An 18116-nucleotide genomic window follows, 5' to 3' on the forward strand; every position below is an offset into this window, starting at 1 on the left:
ATCTTTCACATCGTCTGGGGAGGCGTGCATGTCGTACGAGGAGAAGGGCACCTTGTCGTTCCTCGTGGTCGCGATCGTCGGCTACGGGGTGTACCTGTGGCTCGTGTTGCCCGAGCTGCTGGGGGGCTCTCCCGTCGAGCAGGTCGACTACGCCATCCCCATGCTCTGGACCATCGGCGGGGCGATCGTCGCCGGCATCGTCGCGCGCATCGCGATCGCGGTCGTGAATCCGGGCGAGGAGCACACGGCGGATGTGCGCGACAAGCAGATCGACCGCGCGGGAGAGCAGGTGGGCAACTCGCTCGTCGCCATCGCCGCGATCGGCGCGCTCGTGCTGGCGATGCTCCAGGTGCACTGGTTCTGGATCGCCAACGCGATCTACCTCGGATTCGTGCTCTCCGCCGTGCTCGGGAGCATGGCGAAGCTCGCGATGTACCGCCGCGGGGTGCCCGAATGGTGAAGCCGACGAGGGTCACGAACGACATCCGCACGCTGCGGTTCCGGCACGGCGAGATGACGCAGGCCGAGCTCGCGCAGCGGCTCGGGGTCACCCGCCAGACCGTCATCGCCATCGAGCAGGGGCGCTACTCGCCGTCGCTCGAGATGGCCTTCCAGATCGCGCGGGTGTTCGGGGTGCCGCTCGACGACGTGTTCCAGTACCCCTACGAGGCAGAGGAGTCGGCATCATGAGGATCGCCGCCTACCACCGGTACGGATCGCCCGACGTCGTCGGCGTCGAGGAGCGCGAGGAGCCCGTGCCGGGCCCCGGTGAGGTGCGAGTGCGGGTGCACGCGGCATCCGTCGGCTCGTCGGATGCCGCGGGGCGGGCCGGCTCGCCCTGGTTCGCCCGCCTCGCGTTCGGCCTCCGCAGGCCGCGGAACGCGGTGCTCGGCTCGGACTTCGCCGGCGTGGTCGACGCGGTCGGCCCCGGCGTCGCGCGCTTCGCCGCGGGCGACCGGGTGTTCGGCGCGACCGGCGCCGACGGCGGCGCGCACGCCGAGGCGATCATCGTCGGCGAACGGGGCGCGATCGTGCCGCTGTCCGACGACGTCGCCGTCGAGGCGGCGGTCGCCATCTGCGACGGCGCGATGACCGCGCTGCCCTTCCTGCGCGACGGAGGAGGTCTGCGGACCGGCATGCGGGTGCTCGTGATCGGCGCCTCCGGTGCCGTCGGCTCGGCGGCCGTGCAGCTGGCCCGGCGGCTCGACGCCGAGGTGACGGGGGTGTGCGGGCCCGCGCACGTCGAGCTCGTCGCGTCGCTGGGCGCGCACCGCGTCATCGACTACGGGCAGGGCGATCCGGTCCGACCGGGTACCGGCGCGAGCTACGACGTCGTGTTCGACGCGGTCGGCGCGAGCAGCTTCCGCCGGGCGCGACACGTGCTCGCCGACCGCGGGCGGTACCTCACGACCGTGCCGTCTTGGGCGATCATGCTCCAGCAGCTCACGTCGCGGCTCGGCCGTCGCCGCGCCGTCATCATGTTCACCGGGCTCAGGTCGGCCGACGCCAAGCGCCCCGACCTCGAGGAGCTCGCCGCGCTCGCCGCGTCCGGCCGGTTCACCCCGATCATCGAGCGGGTGCTCCCGCTCGACGACGTCGCCGAGGCGCACCGCATCGTCGACACCGGCCACAAGGCCGGCACCGTCGCCATCACGCCCGTGCTCGAGCACCAGGAGGCATCATGAGAGCCGTCGTCCAGCACGCCTACGGAGGGCCCGAGGTCCTCGCCGTCGCCGAGGTGCCCGATCCGGCGCCGCCGGGCAAGGGAGAGGTCGCGATCGCGGTCGACGCGGCCGGCCTCCACGCGGGCGACGTGTGGATCATGCGCGGCGAGCCGCTCGTCCTCCGCGCCGCCTTCGGCCGGAAACGGCCCCGGCGGCCCGTGGGTCGCGACCTCGTCGGCACGGTCACCGCGGTCGGCGAGGGCGTCACGACGCTCGCGGTCGGCGACCGCGTGTTCGCCGAGTCCGATCAGGGCGGCTTCGCCGAGACCGCCGTGATGGATGCCGCGTACGTGCGTCGCGCGCCCGCGAACCTCGACGACGTGCACGCCGCCGTCATCCCGGTCTCGGGGACGACCGCGCTGCAGGGGATGCGCCTCGCGGGCGTCGGACCCGGCGACCGCGTGCTCGTGATCGGTGCATCCGGGGGCGTCGGCACGTACGCGGTGCAGCTCGCGGCCGCGCTCGGCGCCGAGGTGACGGGCGTCGCGAGCGCGGTCAAGGCCGACCACGTGCTCGCCGCAGGCGCGACCCGCGTGATCGACTACCGCACCGAGGACGTCACGGCCGGCGACGCCGTCTACGACGTCGTGTTCGACCTGGTCGCGGACCGGTCGATCCGCGCGCTGCAGCGGATCATCGCACCGCGCGGCACGCTCGTGCTCTCGTCCGGCACCGGATCCCGCCTGCTCGGCCCGATCCCGCGGCTCGCGGCCGCGGCGCTCCGGTCGCCGTTCACGCGGCAGCGGCTGAAGCCCCTGGTGGTGCGGCGCAGCGGCGAGGACCTCGACGTGCTCCGCGCCCATGCCGAGGCGGGGCGGCTGCGGCCGGTCGTCGACGAGGTGTTCCCGATCGACCGCGCGCCCGAGGCGTTCGCCCGGCTCGCGTCGGGCTCGGTCCGCGGCAAGGTCGCGATCCGGGTGCGCGGCGACGACGAGACGAGGGATGCCGCGGCGAGGGCGGCCGCCGACCGGGCCGACGACGCTCAGCCGAGCAGCACCGCGCCGTAGGCGAGCACCGCGACGAGCGTCCACGACGACACGCCCACGACGAGCGCGCGCCAGCCGGTGTGCAGGAGCGCGCCGACGCGGATCGACGCGCCGAGCGCGAACAGCGCCATCGCGAGCAGGGTCGTCTGCACGAGGTCCGCTCCGGCGAGCAGTTCCTCGGGCAGCGGCACGAAGGTGCGGAGCAGCACCGCGACGACGAAGCCCACGACGAACAGGGGAACGATCGCGGGACGCGGGCCCGCGGCATCCGACGCCCGTCGCCGCTCGACGCCGGCTGCGATGGCGACCATCGGCGCGAGCAGCAGCACGCGCGTGAGCTTCACGACCACCGCGACCGCGAGCGCCGACGCGCCCGCGACCTGCGCCGTCGCGACGACCTGGCCGACGTCGTGCACGCCCGCGCCGACCCAGTGCCCGAACTCCGGGGCGGTGAGGCCCAGCGGATGCCACAGCGCGGGCAGCACCGCGATCGCGAGCGTGCCGCACAGCGTGACGAGCGCCACCGGCACCGCCTGCTCCTCGTGGCGCGCCCGCACCGCGGCGCCCATCGCGCCGATCGCGGACGCACCGCAGATCGCGAACCCGCTCGCCACGAGCAGCGGCTCGCGCCCCGGCAGGCCGAGGGCCCGGCCGAGCCACCAGGTGCCGCCGAACGTCAGTACGACCACGCCGACCGTGGTGAGCACCGTGACCCATCCGAGCGCGGCGATGTCGCCGAGGCCGAGCTTCAGCCCGAGCAGCACGATGCCGGCGCGGAGCAGCGTGCGCGCGCTGAACGCGAGCCCCGGATGCAGCGGTCCGTCGAGGCGCGGGCGCATCCACGGCACCTGGCCGGCCACGATGCCCGCGGCGACCGCGACCGTGAGGAGCGGCACGACCGGCGCCGCGAGATGCACGAGCCACGCGACCACGGCCGCGAGCGCCGCGACGCCGAGGCCCGGCATCCGCTCGCGCCACCCGTGGGCGGTCGTCATCCCCACCCCGGCAGCCAGAAGTGCAGCTGCCGGAACTCCGGCGTCGTCGGGACCGCGCTCCAGATCGGGTAGAAGAACGCCGAGACCATGAGCACGACCGCGAGGAAGACGGCGACCGTCGCGATGCCCTGCTGCCGCCGCCATCGGACGTCGTCCGGGCGGCCGAGCACGAGTCCCAGCACGTACACGAGCGCGAGCACCACGTAGGGCTCGTACGCGATCGTGTAGAAGTGGAAGACGGTCCGCTCCACGTACAGCAGCCAGGGCAGGTAGCCGCCGACGATGCCGACGAGGATCGCCCCGGCCTGCCACTCCCGGTACCGCGCGAAGCGGTACACCAGGTAGGCGACGGCGAGGGTGCCGCCCCACCAGATGAGCGGGTTGGCGATGCCGATGATCGATGCGACGCACTCGTCGGCACCGCAGCCCGTGGTGTCGGCGATGTACATGTTCGTCGGCCGGAGCATGAGGGGCCAGGTGAGCGGGTTCGCCTCCCAGGGGTGCTCGCTGCGGACGCCCACGTGATAGCCGTACGCGGCCTGGTGGTAGTGCCACAGGCTCTGCAGCGGATGCGGCATCCACGACCAGAACCCCGTGGCCGCGTTCCCCGGCTGGTCGGCCCAGTCGCGGTAGTAGCCGCCGGACGTGACCAGCCAGCCCGTCCACGAGGCGAGGTAGGTGGCGGCGGCGACCGGGACCAGCAGGAGGAACGTCGCCGGACCCTGCTTGAGTACCGCGCCCTGGACGAAGAACGGGAGGCCCGCCCGACGACGCGCGACGGCGTCGACCAGCACGAGGAAGATGCCGACGGCGGCCAGGAAGTAGAGGCCCGACCACTTGACCGCGATCGCCGCGCCGAACGCGACGCCCGCGGCGACCACCCACGGCCGGGCCCACACCACCGGTCCGGCGTGCGGATCCCGGCCCGCCTCGCGCAGGGCCGCCAGGCGCGTCGCGAACCGTTCGGATGTCGGCGACCGATCGAGCAGCACGAACCAGAAGCCCAGCAGGCAGAAGAGCATGACCCAGTTGTCGAGGAGCGCCACGCGGCTCATGACGATCGCATTGCCGTCGACCGCGAGGAGCAGGCCGGCGATCACGGCGAGCGTGGTCGACCGGAAGAGGATGCGCCCGACCATGGTCAGCGCGAAGACCGCGACGACGCCCGCGAGCGCCGTCGAGGCCCGCCACCAGAACGCGCTGTCGGCGCCGAAGAGGGCCATGCCGAGCCCGACCATCCACTTGCCGAGCGGCGGGTGGACCACGTACGACGGGTCGTCGAGGTACATGTCGGTGTCGCCGCGCGCGAAGTCCTCGTTCGCGCCGTCGGGCCACGCGGACTCGTAGCCGTTCGCGATGAGGGTCCAGGCGTCCTTGACGTAGTACGTCTCGTCGAAGACGACGGCGTGCGGGGTGCCGAGGTTCCAGAACCGCAGCACGGCGGCGAGCAGGGTCACGAGGACCGGCCCGCCCCAGTACCAGATCGCGCGGCGTCGGTGCGTTCGCAGCAGGCGGGCCCACCGCTCGTCGAGGCGCGACCCGCGCGGCTCGGGGACGGGCCCGTCCTCCGCGGGTGCCGGATCGCGGTTCGGCAGCGGCCACTCCGGGTCGTCGGATGTCGCGCCGCGCGCCTCCGCGTCGACCCCGTTCGCACCCATGCGCCCCACTGTAGCCGCGCCCCTCGGCGGCGTCGGTGCGTCAGACTGGACCCGTGATCATCCTCGCGGCGACGCCCATCGGCAACCTCGGCGACGCGTCGGTCCGGCTCCGGCAGGCACTCGAGGACGCCGTCGTCGTCGCCTCCGAGGACACGCGCGTGACGCAGCGCCTGCTCGCCGGCCTGGGCATCGCCAACCGGCCGAAGCTCATCGCGCTGCACGAGCACAACGAGCGCGCCCGGGCCGCCGACCTCGTGGAGCTCGCGCGCGACGGCGACCTGCTCGTCCTGAGCGACGCGGGCATGCCCACGGTCTCCGACCCGGGCTTCCCGCTCGTGCAGGCGGCCGTCGCCGCCGGCGTCGAGGTCACCGCCGTCCCGGGCCCCAGCGCCGTGATCACCGCGCTCGCCGTGTCGGGCCTGCCGACCGATCGGTTCGCATTCGAGGGCTTCCTGCCGCGCAAGGCGGGCGATCGGATGCGGCGGCTCGCCGATCTGGCAGGCGATCGCCGGACGCTCGTGTTCTTCGAGGCGCCGTCGCGGCTCGCCGCGACCCTCGGATCCCTCGCCGAGGCGTTCGGCGCCGATCGGCCGGCCGCGGTGTGCCGCGAGCTCACCAAGCTGCACGAGGAGGTGCGCCGCGGTCCCCTCGCCGAACTCCTCGCCTGGGCCGCCGACGGCGTCCGCGGCGAGATCTGCGTCGTCGTGGGGGGAGCCCCCGAGCCGGCGCCGGCCGACGAGGACGAGGCCGTGGCGCGCGTCGTCGCGCTCGCGGCATCCGGCACCCGGTTGAAGGATGCCGCGGCGGCCGTCGCGGCCGAGACGGGTCTCGGCCGGCGCGACCTGTACGAGGCGGCGCTCGCGGCCCGCCGGACCGACTGACCCTCGCGGAGCGCCCCCGAAGGGAGGAGAATCGGGGGAGGCGCACTCCGTGGAGGTGCGACATGGCCCACGCGATCAGATACCACCGCTTCGGCGGACCCGAGGTGCTCGAGGTCGAGGAGATCCCCACTCCCGAGCCCGGTGAGGGCGAGGTCCTCGTCGAGGTGTTCGCGACCGGGTTGAATCCGATGGAGAGCCTGGTGCGGCGCGGAGCCGCCGGCGGGCCGGGGGACGAGGCCCTCCCGCACGGCCAGGGCCGCGACCTCGCGGGCGTGGTCGCGCGCGTCGGTGCCGGAGCGCGCGCGTTCGCGCCCGGCGATCCGGTCCTCGGCTGGGTCGAGGACGGCGCGCAGGCGACGCACGTCGTCGTCCCGGAGGGACAGCTGCTGCGTCGGCCGGCGTCCGTGCCGTGGGAGGTCGCGGGATCGTTGTACACGGCGGGCACCATCGCCTGGTCGGCGGTCGAGGGACTCGCTCCCGGCCCCGGCGACACGATCGTCGTCACCGCCGCGGCGGGCGGGGTCGGATGCCTCGCGGCGCAGCTCGCGCGACTGCGCGGCGCGACCGTGATCGGCACGAGTGCCGCCGCGCGCGGCGACTTCCTCGCGCAGTTCGGCATCGTGCCGCTCGCCTACGGGCCCGGACTCGCCGATCGGGTCCGTGCCGTGGCCGAAGCTCCGGTCACGGCGTTCCTCGACTTCCTCGGCGGGCAGGCGCACGAGGCGATCGCGCTCGGCGTGCCGCCGTCGCGCATCCTCACCGTCCTCGATCGGACCGCCGTCGACGAGCACGGCATCGTCGCGGTGGAGCCGGGCGACGCCGTCGCGCTGCGGCGCATCGCCGGCCTGGTCGCTGCGCACGGCGTCCGTCTGCCGATCGCCGACGTCTTCCCGGCGGATCGCGTCCAGGACGCCTATCGCGCCCTCGAGCGACGCGACGCGGCCGGGAAGATCGTGCTCGGGTTCCGCGTCGTGCACTACGACCAGCAGCGCGTGCACGAGCCCGACCTGAAGGAGCAGCAGGTCACGCTCGACGTGCCGACACCGCATCGCCACGTCGACGTCGAGGAGTCGGTGCCGCCCGTGCTCGGGGACGGGCGCGCCCGGCGTCGGCATCGGGAGGCGCGCGAGGCCCGGTCGGAACGCAAGCGGGACGCCGCCCCGGACGGCGCGAACGGGCGCGTTCCCTGACGGCGTCCGCCGGGGGCCTGCGGTCCCCATCAGTCCATTCGCTTGCATGGGAATCACAGGCGCTTCCCAACCCGCTCCCACCGGCCGAGCGCAGGATGACCGCGACGACGGAGTCCCGGGGGAGGGGTCATGGCCAAGGCAGTGCGGTTCAACGAATTCGGCGGTCCGGAGGTGCTCGAGATCCAGGAGATCCCGATACCCGAGCCCGGACCGGGCGAGGTGCTCGTGGAGGTGTACGCCGCAGGGATCTCGCCCGTCGAGACCGCCGTCCGGCTCGGCGGCGACGCCGGCCGGTGGCCGGTCGAGTTCCCCTCGGGACAGGGCCGGGAGCTCGCGGGCGTGGTCGTCCGGGTCGGCGAGGGGGTGACGCGGTTCCGGCGGGGCGCCGAGGTCATGGGCTACGTCGCGCGCGGCGCGCATGCGACGCACGTCGTCGTTCCCGAGACGCAGCTCCTGCCGAAGCCCGCCTCGCTCTCGTGGGAGATCGCCGGCTCGCTCTACGTCGCGGGGACGACGGCGCTCGGCGCGGTCGAGGGCCTCAACCTCGGTCCGAACGACGTCGTCGTGATCACGGCCGCCGCCGGCGGGATCGGATGCCTCGCGGCGCAGTTCGCGCGGGCCCGGGGCGCCGTCGTGATCGGCAGCACGACGGAGGACGGTTCGACTTCGTCCGGCAGTTCGGCATCGTGCCCGTCACGTACGGACCCGGGCTCGCGGCACGCGTGCGAGCCGTCACCGGCGCCCCCGTCACGGCGTTCCTCGACTTCCTCGGCGGGCAGGCCGAGGAGGCCGCCGCCCTCGGCGTCCCGCCGACGCGCGTCTTCACCACCACCGACTGGGGTGCCGTCGAGGACCACGACGCCGTCAAGCTCTACGCAGGCGACACGATCGCCCTGGGCCGGGTCGCGCAGCTCGTCGCCGACCGCCAGGTGAGGCTGCCCATCGCCGACGTGTTCTCCCTCGACGAGATCGGCGACGCGTACCGGCAGCTCGACCAGCGCGACTCGGCGGGCAAGATCGTGATCGGCATGAAGCTGGTGGACTACAAGGGGCAGAAGGTGAAGCCGTCGCGGCTCAAGCAGCAGGACGTCACCATCGGGGTCCCGACGCCGCACGACCGGGTGAGCGTGGAGGGCGTGCTGCCGCCGGTCATCGGCGACGGCCGCGCGCGGAAGCTCCGCACCGGGCCCATCCCGCAGGTCGGGGCGCCCCCCGCCGCGGCATCCGCTCGCTGACCCCCGCCGCGGCATCCGCTCGCTGACCGTCGCCGCCGGGGCGCCGACCGCCCCGGCGTTACGCGCGGTGCACCGCCCGTAGGATTGTCGGCATGGCCGACGGCTCCTCGTTCTACATCACCACCCCCATCTTCTACGTCAACGACGTGCCCCACATCGGGCACGCCTACACCGAGGTCGCCGCCGACGTGCTCGCGCGGTGGAACCGGCAGGCCGGTCGCGACACGTGGATGCTGACGGGGACCGACGAGCACGGCCAGAAGATCCTCCGCACCGCGACCGCGAACGGCGTGACGCCGCAGGAATGGGCCGACAAGCTCGTCGCCGAGGCGTGGAAGCCGCTGCTCGACACGATCGACGTCGCCAACGACGACTTCATCCGCACGACCGACGAGCGCCACGAGGCCAACGTCCAGCGGTTCCTGCAGAAGCTCTACGACGACGGGCACATCTACACGGGCGAGTACGAGGGCTACTACTGCGTCGGCTGCGAGGAGTACAAGACCGAGGCCCAGCTCGAGCCGGGCACGGGCGAGTACGAGGGCCAGCTGGTGTGCATCATCCACTCCAAGCCCGTCGAGCTGCTGCACGAGAAGAACTACTTCTTCCGCATGTCGGCCTTCGCCGACCGGCTCCTCGCGCTCTACGAGGAGCGCCCCGAGTTCGTGCAGCCCGAGTCGGCGCGCAACGAGGTCGTCTCGTTCGTCCGGCAGGGCCTGGCCGACCTGTCCATCTCGCGCTCGACGTTCGACTGGGGCGTCAAGGTCCCGTGGGACGACTCGCACGTCGTCTACGTCTGGTTCGACGCGCTCCTCAACTACGTCACCGCGGTCGGCTACGGACAGGACGACGCGGAGTTCGCGCGCCGCTGGCCGGCTCAGCACGTGATCGGCAAGGACATCCTGCGCTTCCACGCGGTCATCTGGCCGGCGATGCTCATGGCGGCCGGGCTCGACGTGCCGCGCGGCGTGTACGCGCACGGCTGGCTCCTCGTCGGCGGCGAGAAGATGTCGAAGTCCAAGCTCACGGGCATCGCGCCCGCCCAGATCACCGACGTGTTCGGCTCCGACGCGTTCCGCTACTACTTCCTGTCGGCGATCTCGTTCGGCCAGGACGGCTCCTTCTCGTGGGAGGACCTCGCTGCCCGCTACCAGGCCGAGCTCGCCAACGGCTTCGGCAACCTCGCCTCGCGCGTCATCGCGATGATCGGTCGCTACTGCGGCGGCGACGTCCCCGCGGGCGCAGCCGGGCGCACCGACGCCGACGAGGCGATCGCCGAGCTCGAGGCCGAGGTGACGGATGCCACGTGGCGAGCCGTGCAGCGCCTCGAGATCCACGACTCCATCGCCGCGACCTGGCGCCTCGTCGACGCGCTGAACGGCTACCTCACCGAGCAGGAGCCGTGGGCGCTCGCGAAGGACCCGGCCAATCGCGAACGGCTCGAGGCCGTGCTGGCCACGGCGTACCACGGGCTCGGCACGCTCGCCGCGCTGCTCTCGCCGGTGCTGCCGAAGGCCACCGCGAGGCTGTGGACCGCGCTCGGCGCGCCCGGCACGGTGCAGGAGCAGCGCATCGACCGTGCCCACGAGTGGGCCACGGGGTCGCGCGTCGCCGCGCTCGAGCCGCTGTTCCCGCGCGTGGAGGTCGCCGAGTGACGGCTCCGGCCGACCCCGCGGCCGGGGAGCCCGCGGAGGGGGCGACTCGCGACCACCTGCGCACGCGCTCCGACGGCGGCCGCGCCGCCGAGTACCCGCCCGCGCCCGAACCGCTCGCCGTCCCGGTGTACGACAACCACACGCACCTCGAGATCGCCGACGGGGCGATGCCGATGACGCCGCACGAGCACCTCGAGCGCGCGGCATCCGTCGGCGTCGCCGGGGCGGTGCAGGTCGGCACGGACGTCGCGACGAGCCGGTGGTCCGCCGAGATGGCGGCGCGCGAGCCGCGACTGCTCGCGGCGGTCGCGCTGCACCCGAACGAGGCGCCCGAGCTCGAGGCTCGCGGAGAGCTCGACGCGGCGATCGCCGTGATCGACGAGCTCGCGGCGCAGCCCCGGGTGCGCGCCGTGGGCGAGACCGGACTCGACTTCTACCGCACCGGCGACGACGGCCGCGACGCGCAGTACCGCTCGTTCGAGGCGCACCTCGACATCGCGAAGCGGCACGGGGTCGCGCTGCAGATCCACGATCGCGACGCGCACGACGAGGTCGTCGCGACGCTGCGCCGCGCGGGGGCGCCCGAGACCACGATCTTCCACTGCTTCTCGGGCGACGCCGACCTCGCGAGGCTCGCCGCCGACGCCGGCTGGTACTGCTCGTTCGCCGGCAACGTCACGTTCAAGAACGCCGAGAACCTGCGCGAGGCGCTCCGCGTGCTGCCGAGAGAGCTCATCCTCGTCGAGACCGACGCGCCGTACCTCACGCCCGTGCCGCTTCGCGGCCGCCCCAACGCACCGTACCTCGTGCCGCACACCATGCGGTCCATGGCCGAGACGCTGGCCGTCGACCTCGACGAGCTGTGCGCGCAGGTGGCCGGCAACACCGTGCGCGCCTACGGCTCGTGGGCCGACGGGCTCGACGCCCACCCCGCGGGATCCGCATGACCCGGCGCGCCGCGTCCGCCGCCGCCCGCACGTGGCCCAGCATCGAGACCGTGCGGGGGAGCAACCGGTGAACGCGCACCGCCACGAGGCCGACGGGGCGGACCGTACGGCGCGCCTGCTCGGGCCCGCCGAGATCCGCGACCTCGCGGAGCTCCTCGACGTCACCCCGACGAAGAAGCTCGGCCAGAACTTCGTGCACGACGCCAACACCGTGCGTCGCATCGTGCAGGCCGCCGGGGTCGAACGCGGCGAGACGGTCCTCGAGATCGGACCCGGGCTCGGCTCGCTGACCCTCGGGCTCCTGGAGGCCGGGGCCGACGTCGTCGCCGTCGAGATCGACGGACGGCTCGCGAAGCAGCTGCCGCACACCGCCACGGTCATGCAGCCCGGCACCCGGCTGACGGTCGTGCACGAGGACGCCCTGCGCATCGCCTCCCTGCCCGGCGAGCCCTCTCGCCTCGTCGCGAACCTCCCGTACAACGTGTCGGTGCCGGTGCTGCTGCACCTGCTCGAGCACTTCCCGTCGCTGCGGACCGGTATCGTCATGGTGCAGGCCGAGGTCGGTCACCGGCTCGCGGCCGAGCCGGGATCAAAGGTGTACGGCGCGCCCAGCGTCAAGGCCGCGTGGTACGGCCGATGGCGCATCGCCGGGCAGGTCTCTCGGATGGTGTTCTGGCCCGTGCCGAACGTCGACTCCGTGCTCGTGGGCTTCGAGCGGGGCGAGGCCCCGGGCGACCCTCCCGGAACCGAGGCCGAACGCGTGGCGGTGTTCGACCTCGTCGACGCCGCGTTCCAGCAACGCCGCAAGATGCTGCGGCAGTCGCTGTCCGGGCGGTTCGGGGGCTCGTCGGCCGCGGCCACCGAGGTGCTGGAACGGGCGGGCGTCGACCCGCAGGCGCGGGGCGAACAGCTGACCGTCGAGGACTTCCTCGGGATCGCCCGCGCCGCGGCATCCGCCTGACGCCGCCGTACCCGACCGGGCCGACCTGCCGGACCTCGCCGACCCGCCCGACGGGACGCATCGCCTGCGCGCCACCCCTTGCGGGCGGCACGGTCCGCCGGAGTAGCGTGAGGGCCATGACGCACGGGAGCATCGGGTCGAGCGGCGACGGAGTCGGCGACGCCAGGGTCCGCGAGGTCACCGGCCGCGATCGCGAGGAGTGGTTCGGGATCCTCGACGAGGCGGGCGCGAGAGCGTGGACGCACCCCGAGATCGCGGCGTGGCTCGCGGCCGACCAGGGCGTCGACCCGTGGTGGTCGCAGCACCTGACCGTCGCGTACGAGCAGGACCGCGGCATCCGCTCGCCCGGCCAGCGCCAGGACGGCGTCTTCGAGGCCAGCGTCTCGCGCACGGTGCCCCTCGCCGCCGTCGACGCGCTGCACGCGCTGGCGAACATCGTCGCCGCCGACCTCGAGGTGGAGCCGCTCGCGCGCAACACCTCCGCGCGGCATCCCACCGCCCGGTTCCACCTCGACGGCGGCGAGTTCGTGCTCGCGAGTGCGAGTCCCCGGGGCGACGATCGGTCGTCGATCTCGCTGACGTGGGGCCGCATGCCCGACGGCTCGCGCGTCGCCGACGTCAAGGCGGCGCTGCGCGAGTGGCTCGGGCGCGTCGGCTGAGCGCATGCCCTAGCGTGGACGCATGACGATCGCGGCGACCGACGAGGCAGTGCACGTCCGGGCGCCCGGCAAGATCAACGTCTTCATGCGCGTGGGCGCACTCGACTCCGACGGCTACCACGACGTCGCGACGGCCTACCAGGCCGTCTCGCTCTACGAGGACGTGCGCGCCTGGCCCGACGACGAGATCACCGTCGCGTTCTCCGGTTCGGTCGACACGTCAGACCTGCCCACGGATGCCTCCAACCTCGCCGTGCGCGCCGCGAAGCTGCTCGCCCACCACGCCGGGGTACCCGGCGGCGTGCGCCTCGAGATCGAGAAGCACGTCCCGATCGCGGGCGGAATGGGCGGCGGGTCCGCGGATGCCGCGGCGACCCTCGTCGCGTGCGACGCGCTCTGGGGCACGGCGCTGCCCAAGGAGGAGCTGCATGCGCTCGCCGCGTCGCTCGGCGCGGACGTGCCGTTCGCCCTCACCGGCGGCACGGCCATCGGCACCGGGCGCGGCGATCGGCTGAGCCCCGCGCTCGCGACGGGGTCGTTCCACTGGGTGCTCGCCGTCGCCGAGTTCGGCCTGTCCACGCCGGCCGTGTACCGCGAGCTCGACCGTCGCCGCGACGCCGGACTCGAGGAGGACTGGCGCTCGGGGGCGGATGCGGCATCCGCGGCCGCGCCCACCGTCGACCTCGCCGTGCTGCAGGCGCTGCGCGCGGGCGACCCCCGTCGGCTCGCGGACGCGCTGCACAACGACCTGCAGTCGGCGGCGCTCTCGCTCGCGCCCGGACTCGGACGGATCCTCGACATCGGCGAGCGGAACGGCGCCCTCGCGGGGCTCGTCTCGGGCTCGGGACCGACCGTGGCGTTCCTCGTCGACGACGCCGACTCGGCGATCGAGCTGCAGGTCGCGCTCTCCGCCGCGCGCCTGACCGCGGTGCACGTGCACGGCCCCGTGCACGGCGCGCGCGTCGTGCTGCGCTGACGCCCCTCACTGACCGGCATCGAGAGTATGGGACACGTCGTTCGGCCCACCTGATCAACGACGTTCGGCATACTCTCGACGTCGGTCGTTCGCGCCTGTGGACGGCCGCGCCCCCCGACCGTCCCCGGCGGCCATGATGGGCGGATGCGACGGCCGTCCCCGCTGCCTCCCGAACTCCGTTCCGTGCCGGCGTTCACGGTTCATCAGGCGCGGCGGCGCGGCGTGCACCCGAGCCGCCTCGCCGCTGACGATCTCCGCCGGCCCTTCCATGGAGTCCGCCAGCACGCGGTCGTGGCCGACGGTGCGCGGGCCCGAACCATGGCGTACGCCGAGCGGATGCCGGGACGGCAGGTCTTCAGCCACTCGACGGCCGCGCTCCTCTGGGGCGTCCCGCTGCCTCCGCGCCTCGAAGAGGACCTGAGGGTCCACGTGGCGGTACCCGCGGGGAGCACGAGGTCGCTCGCCGCAGGCGTCGTGGGCCACGTCATCCACCCCGATCGGCTGGGTGCGACGACGCTCGCAGGCATCCGTCTCTCGGCGCCATCCGACACCTGGTGCCAGCTCGGCTCCATGCTCGACCTCGACGATCTCGTCGCGGTGGCGGACCACCTCATCACCGGTGGCGAGCCGGTGGGTCGGGATCCGGCGCTCTGCAGCCGCGGCGAGTTGGCCGCGGCACTGCGCCGGCACGACGGGTGCCGAGGCATCACCCGGCTCCGGGATGCCTTCGAACTCGCGCAGTGGGGTCCGCTGTCCCGCCGCGAGAGTCTGCTTCGTCTGCAACTCGTCCGGGGCGGGCTCCCGGAGCCCGTCCCGAACCTTCGGGTGCTGGACGCGGCCGGCCGCCTCGTCGCGATCGTCGACCTCGCAATCCCGGCGTGGAGGGTCGGCATCGAGTACCAGAGCGACCTGCACCGATCTCCGGCGCAGTTCCGCGCCGACGTCCGCCGACTCGAGCGGCTGGCCGACCAGGGATGGCTGATCGTGCAGGCGACGTCCGACGACGTCGGCGCCGATGGCCGGGTGCGGGACTCCGCCGCCTTCCTCGACCGAGTCGCCGCACGCTTGCGCTCGCGGGGCTGGTCCCCGTAGCGACCGCGGAAGACGAGAGTATGGCGGATCACGGCTTGGCCGGCGGGGGAACGACGTTCGGCATACCCTCGAACGCTCCCGCGCAGGAGCCCGGGAGCGCGAGCGGGCGGGCTGGTGCGGCGGGCGCGCACAGGCGGGGTGGCTAGGGTTGACGGCGACATGGCACACCTCCTCGGCGCCGAGCGCCTGCACCTCGAGTTCCCCACGCGCACCGTCTTCGACGAGGTCACCGTCGGCATCGACGAGGGCGACCGCATCGGCGTCGTGGGGCGCAACGGCGACGGCAAGTCCACGCTGCTGAAGCTGCTGGCGGGCCGGCTCGAACCGGACGGCGGTCGCGTGACGGTGCGCCGCGGCATCCGCATCGGCATGCTCGACCAGGCCGACACCGTGGACCCCGGCGCCACCGTGGCCGAGGCCGTCGTCGGCGGCATCGAGGAGCACGTGTGGGCGGGCGACGCGAAGGTCCGCGACGTCATCGCGGGCCTGCTCGCCGACGTGCCGTGGCACGCCCGCGTGCGCGACCTCTCGGGCGGGCAGCGGCGACGCGTGGGGCTGGCCGCGCTGCTCGTCGGCGACTGGGACGTGCTGTTCCTCGACGAGCCCACGAACCACCTCGACGTCGAGGGGATCGCGTGGCTCGCCGGCCACGTGAAGGACCGCTGGGCGGCGAACGACGGCGCGCTCGTGGTCGTGACGCACGACCGGTGGTTCCTCGACGAGGTCTGCACCGCCACGTGGGAGGTGCACGACGGGATCGTCGAGCCGTTCGAGGGCGGGTACGCCGCATACGTGCTGCAGCGCGTCGAGCGCGACCGGATGGCGGCGGCATCCGAGGCCAAGCGCCAGAACCTGATGCGCAAGGAGCTCGCGTGGCTGCGCCGTGGCGCCCCGGCGCGCACCTCGAAGCCGAAGTTCCGCATCGAGGCCGCGAACCAGCTCATCGCGGACGAGCCGCCCGTGCGCAACCCGGTCGAGCTCAACCGCCTCGCGGTCACCCGGCTCGGGAAGGACGTCGTCGACCTCCTCGACGTCACGGTCGAGTACCCCGTGCAGGATGCCGCGCCGAGCGCCCCGGCGACCCGGACCGTGCTGCACGAGCTCGAGTGGCGCATCGCGCCGGGGGAGCGCACCGGCATCCTCGGCGTGAACGGCGCCGGCAAGTCGACCCTGCTGAAGCTCGTGACGGGCGAGGTCCAGCCGACGACCGGACGGGTCAAGCGCGGCAAGACCGTGAAGATCGCGGTGCTGAGCCAGGAGCTCGCCGAGCTCGCCGAGTGGGCGCATGAGCGCGTGAGCGCGGTCGTCGCCGCCCAGAAGACGGCGTACGTCGTCGGCGCGGGCTCGAAGGCGGTCGAGCTCACCCCGGGCCAGCTGCTCGAGCGCCTCGGCTTCACCAACCAGCAGCTCGCGACGCCCGTGAAGGACCTCTCGGGCGGGCAGAAGCGGCGGCTGCAGCTGCTGCTGATCCTGCTGCAGGAGCCGAACGTGCTCATCCTCGACGAGCCCACGAACGACCTCGACACCGACATGCTCGCCGCGATCGAGGACCTCCTCGACGCGTGGCCGGGCACCCTTCTCGTCGTGAGCCACGACCGCTACCTCGTGGAGCGTGTGACCGATCGGCAGGTGGCGATCCTCGACGGGCACCTCCGCGACCTGCCGCGCGGCGTCGACCAGTACCTCGAGCTGCGGCGGCAGCAGCAGACGGATGCCGCGGGGCCGGCCCGCGCCGGCGCGGCGACGCCTGCGGCGGGCGCCGTCGCGACCTCCGCGGCCCCCGCCCTCGCGCTCGCGGGCGCCGACCGCCGCGCGGCCGAGAAGGAGCTCGCCTCGATCGACCGCCGACTCGAGAAGCTGCAGTCCCAGATCGCCGTGCAGCACGAGAAGCTCGCCCGCCACGACCAGTCCGACTACGTCGGGCTCGGCTCGCTCGGCGACGAGCTTCGGGCGCTCGAGGACGCGGTGGCCGATCTCGAGACCCGCTGGCTCGAAGTATCCGAGCAACTCGAAGGCTAGCCTCGCAGGATCTGTGACGTATCGTGACCCGCGCGTCGCGCGGGCGAAGGATCTTCGCATAGCGTGGGAGGTGCGTTCGCGAACGCGGCATCGACGCCCCACCGCCACCAGCGGTGGGGTTTCGTCATGCCGGGCACCATCCGCCACCAGCACCCGATCGCGCGCGCCCACGTGAAAGAGGAACGCCAGCATGCCCAGCACCCGAACCAAGCTCGTCGCCGCGCTCGCCGCCGCACCGCTCGTCATCGGCCTCACCGCCTGCTCGTCCGCCGGAGCCGCCGAGGGCGACGACGTCGTCCGCATCGGCGTCGTCGGCAAGTCCGACCCGCAGTGGCCCGCCTTCGAGGAAGCGGCCGCCGAGGCCGGCATCGAGATCGAGCTCGTCGACTTCGCCGACTACGCCCAGCCGAACCCGGCGCTCACCGAGGGCGAGCTCGACCTGAACCAGTTCCAGCACATCGTCTACCTCGCCGACTACAACGTGTCGGCCGACGCCGACCTCACGCCGATCGGCGCGACCGCGATCTACCCCCTCGGCCTGTACTCGACGAAGTACGAGTCGGTCGACGACATCGAGGCCGGCGAGACCGTCGCCGTGCCCGACGACCCCTCCAACCTCGCCCGCGCGCTGCTCGTGCTGCAGTCGGCCGGGCTCATCGAGCTCGAGGACGGCGGCTCGATCTTCTCGACCGTCGCCGACATCGACGAGGCGAACTCCAAGGTGAAGGTGACCCCGCTCGAGGCGTCGCTGACCCCGACGAGCCTGCCGGATGTCGCGGCCGCCGTCATCAACAACGACTTCGTGCAGGACGCGGGGCTCACCTTCGCCGACGCGATCGCGCAGGACGACCCGGCCGACCCGAACGCGCTGCCCTACGTGAACATCTTCGCCGCGTCCGCCGATGAGGCCGACAACGAGGTGTACCTCGAGCTCGTCGAGATCTTCCAGACCGACCCGGAGGTGCAGGCCGGCCTGCTCGAGGCGTCCGGCGACACGGCCGTGCCCCTCACGACGTCGGTCGACGAGCTCGCAGAATCGCTCGCGACCGTCGAGGACGACACCCGGTCCCAGGGCTGATCCCGACGCACGCGACGATCGCGTGCGCGCACGGGCGGACGGAGCCGCGAACCGCGGTGC

The 18116-nt window shown here is 73.5% G+C and carries 17 protein-coding genes and 1 pseudogene; 16 read left to right on the forward strand and 2 right to left on the reverse strand.

The window, feature by feature from the left end; all coding sequences use genetic code 11:
• Nucleotides 1–28: 28 nt before the first annotated feature.
• Genes WBQ80_RS16460 through WBQ80_RS16475 form a run of 4 tightly spaced genes read left to right on the forward strand, consistent with a single transcriptional unit; the run spans nucleotide 29 to nucleotide 2731 of the window.
• Complete coding sequence (locus WBQ80_RS16460) at nucleotides 29–460, forward strand: hypothetical protein (RefSeq protein ID WP_336573215.1); 432 nt, start codon at nucleotides 29–31, stop codon at nucleotides 458–460.
• The gene (locus WBQ80_RS16465; RefSeq protein ID WP_336573216.1) at nucleotides 454–690 is read left to right on the forward strand and encodes a helix-turn-helix transcriptional regulator; all 237 of its coding nucleotides are present in this window, start codon (nucleotides 454–456) and stop codon (nucleotides 688–690) included. The genes WBQ80_RS16460 and WBQ80_RS16465 overlap by 7 nt, the downstream gene beginning before the upstream one ends.
• Nucleotides 687–1685 carry an NAD(P)-dependent alcohol dehydrogenase gene (locus WBQ80_RS16470; protein ID WP_336573217.1) on the forward strand — a complete coding sequence of 333 codons (999 nt, stop codon included), beginning with the start codon at nucleotides 687–689 and terminating at the stop codon, nucleotides 1683–1685. The genes WBQ80_RS16465 and WBQ80_RS16470 overlap by 4 nt, the downstream gene beginning before the upstream one ends.
• Nucleotides 1682–2731 (forward strand): NAD(P)-dependent alcohol dehydrogenase, encoded by a 1050-nt coding sequence (locus tag WBQ80_RS16475; RefSeq protein ID WP_336573218.1) that lies wholly within the window; start codon nucleotides 1682–1684, stop codon nucleotides 2729–2731. Before WBQ80_RS16470 ends, WBQ80_RS16475 begins: the two co-directional genes overlap by 4 nt.
• On the opposite strand, the gene WBQ80_RS16480 is transcribed toward WBQ80_RS16475, so the two are convergent.
• Together WBQ80_RS16480 and WBQ80_RS16485 are read right to left on the reverse strand one after the other, a co-directional pair.
• Nucleotides 2707–3705 (reverse strand): YeiH family protein, encoded by a 999-nt coding sequence (locus WBQ80_RS16480; RefSeq protein ID WP_336573219.1) that lies wholly within the window; start codon nucleotides 3703–3705, stop codon nucleotides 2707–2709. The genes WBQ80_RS16475 and WBQ80_RS16480 overlap by 25 nt on opposite strands.
• On the reverse strand, nucleotides 3702–5363 hold the full coding sequence (locus WBQ80_RS16485; RefSeq protein WP_336573220.1) for a dolichyl-phosphate-mannose--protein mannosyltransferase: 1662 nt from the start codon (nucleotides 5361–5363) through the stop codon (nucleotides 3702–3704). The genes WBQ80_RS16480 and WBQ80_RS16485 overlap by 4 nt, the downstream gene beginning before the upstream one ends.
• A 53-nt stretch (nucleotides 5364–5416) precedes the next feature.
• Between WBQ80_RS16485 and rsmI the strand changes: the two genes are divergently transcribed.
• The 12 genes and pseudogenes from rsmI to WBQ80_RS16540 all read left to right on the forward strand — a co-directional run bounded on the left by rsmI (nucleotide 5417) and on the right by WBQ80_RS16540 (nucleotide 18056).
• Entirely contained in the window at nucleotides 5417–6244 is an 828-nt protein-coding gene (gene rsmI / locus WBQ80_RS16490) for a 16S rRNA (cytidine(1402)-2'-O)-methyltransferase (RefSeq protein WP_336573221.1), read from the forward strand.
• A 62-nt stretch (nucleotides 6245–6306) separates the two neighbouring features.
• A complete protein-coding gene (locus WBQ80_RS16495; RefSeq protein WP_336573222.1) occupies nucleotides 6307–7434 on the forward strand; it encodes an NADP-dependent oxidoreductase in 1128 nt (375 codons plus the stop codon).
• A 129-nt stretch (nucleotides 7435–7563) separates the two neighbouring features.
• Nucleotides 7564–7887 (forward strand): annotated as a pseudogene (locus tag WBQ80_RS17035) (alcohol dehydrogenase catalytic domain-containing protein); the annotation flags it as partial.
• A gap of 233 nt (nucleotides 7888–8120) precedes the next feature.
• Nucleotides 8121–8669: a zinc-binding dehydrogenase gene (locus tag WBQ80_RS16500; RefSeq protein ID WP_336573223.1), complete on the forward strand. Its 549-nt coding sequence runs from the start codon at nucleotides 8121–8123 to the stop codon at nucleotides 8667–8669.
• 92 nt (nucleotides 8670–8761) lie between these two features.
• Nucleotides 8762–10324, forward strand: a complete 1563-nt coding sequence (gene metG, locus WBQ80_RS16505) for a methionine--tRNA ligase (protein ID WP_336573224.1) — start codon at nucleotides 8762–8764, stop codon at nucleotides 10322–10324.
• 56 nt (nucleotides 10325–10380) lie between these two features.
• Nucleotides 10381–11271 carry a TatD family hydrolase gene (locus WBQ80_RS16510; protein ID WP_336573235.1) on the forward strand — a complete coding sequence of 297 codons (891 nt, stop codon included), beginning with the start codon at nucleotides 10381–10383 and terminating at the stop codon, nucleotides 11269–11271.
• Nucleotides 11272–11338: 67 nt separating this feature from the next.
• Entirely contained in the window at nucleotides 11339–12232 is an 894-nt protein-coding gene (rsmA, locus tag WBQ80_RS16515) for a 16S rRNA (adenine(1518)-N(6)/adenine(1519)-N(6))-dimethyltransferase RsmA (RefSeq protein ID WP_336573225.1), read from the forward strand.
• A gap of 116 nt (nucleotides 12233–12348) precedes the next feature.
• On the forward strand, nucleotides 12349–12891 hold the full coding sequence (locus WBQ80_RS16520) for a hypothetical protein (RefSeq protein ID WP_336573226.1): 543 nt from the start codon (nucleotides 12349–12351) through the stop codon (nucleotides 12889–12891).
• 22 nt (nucleotides 12892–12913) lie between these two features.
• Nucleotides 12914–13867 (forward strand): 4-(cytidine 5'-diphospho)-2-C-methyl-D-erythritol kinase, encoded by a 954-nt coding sequence (locus WBQ80_RS16525; protein ID WP_336573227.1) that lies wholly within the window; start codon nucleotides 12914–12916, stop codon nucleotides 13865–13867.
• A gap of 291 nt (nucleotides 13868–14158) precedes the next feature.
• Nucleotides 14159–14959, forward strand: coding sequence for a hypothetical protein (locus tag WBQ80_RS16530; protein ID WP_337282613.1), 801 nt, complete (start codon nucleotides 14159–14161; stop codon nucleotides 14957–14959).
• Nucleotides 14960–15118: 159 nt separating this feature from the next.
• Nucleotides 15119–16978: an ABC-F family ATP-binding cassette domain-containing protein gene (locus tag WBQ80_RS16535; RefSeq protein ID WP_336573229.1), complete on the forward strand. Its 1860-nt coding sequence runs from the start codon at nucleotides 15119–15121 to the stop codon at nucleotides 16976–16978.
• A gap of 190 nt (nucleotides 16979–17168) precedes the next feature.
• The gene (locus WBQ80_RS16540) at nucleotides 17169–18056 is read left to right on the forward strand and encodes a MetQ/NlpA family ABC transporter substrate-binding protein (RefSeq protein ID WP_336573230.1); all 888 of its coding nucleotides are present in this window, start codon (nucleotides 17169–17171) and stop codon (nucleotides 18054–18056) included.
• Nucleotides 18057–18116: the final 60 nt, after the last annotated feature.

The sequence above is a fragment of the Agromyces sp. CCNWLW213 genome, from assembly GCF_037199545.1.
Lineage (GTDB): Bacteria > Actinomycetota > Actinomycetes > Actinomycetales > Microbacteriaceae > Agromyces.

Bases quoted from the DNA above. Each gene is read 5' to 3' on its own strand.
- WBQ80_RS16525 (WP_336573227.1), top strand. From the start codon at position 12,914: ATGACGATCGCGGCGACCGACGAGGCAGTGCACGTCCGGGCGCCCGGC.
- WBQ80_RS16465 (WP_336573216.1), top strand. From the start codon at position 454: ATGGTGAAGCCGACGAGGGTCACGAACGACATCCGCACGCTGCGGTTC.
- WBQ80_RS16475 (WP_336573218.1), top strand. From the start codon at position 1,682: ATGAGAGCCGTCGTCCAGCACGCCTACGGAGGGCCCGAGGTCCTCGCC.
- WBQ80_RS16470 (WP_336573217.1), top strand. From the start codon at position 687: ATGAGGATCGCCGCCTACCACCGGTACGGATCGCCCGACGTCGTCGGC.
- WBQ80_RS16485 (WP_336573220.1), bottom strand. From the start codon at position 5,363: ATGGGTGCGAACGGGGTCGACGCGGAGGCGCGCGGCGCGACATCCGAC.
- WBQ80_RS16460 (WP_336573215.1), top strand. From the start codon at position 29: ATGTCGTACGAGGAGAAGGGCACCTTGTCGTTCCTCGTGGTCGCGATC.
- metG (WP_336573224.1), top strand. From the start codon at position 8,762: ATGGCCGACGGCTCCTCGTTCTACATCACCACCCCCATCTTCTACGTC.
- WBQ80_RS16480 (WP_336573219.1), bottom strand. From the start codon at position 3,705: ATGACGACCGCCCACGGGTGGCGCGAGCGGATGCCGGGCCTCGGCGTC.
- WBQ80_RS16520 (WP_336573226.1), top strand. From the start codon at position 12,349: ATGACGCACGGGAGCATCGGGTCGAGCGGCGACGGAGTCGGCGACGCC.
- WBQ80_RS16540 (WP_336573230.1), top strand. From the start codon at position 17,169: ATGCCCAGCACCCGAACCAAGCTCGTCGCCGCGCTCGCCGCCGCACCG.
- WBQ80_RS16495 (WP_336573222.1), top strand. From the start codon at position 6,307: ATGGCCCACGCGATCAGATACCACCGCTTCGGCGGACCCGAGGTGCTC.
- WBQ80_RS16535 (WP_336573229.1), top strand. From the start codon at position 15,119: ATGGCACACCTCCTCGGCGCCGAGCGCCTGCACCTCGAGTTCCCCACG.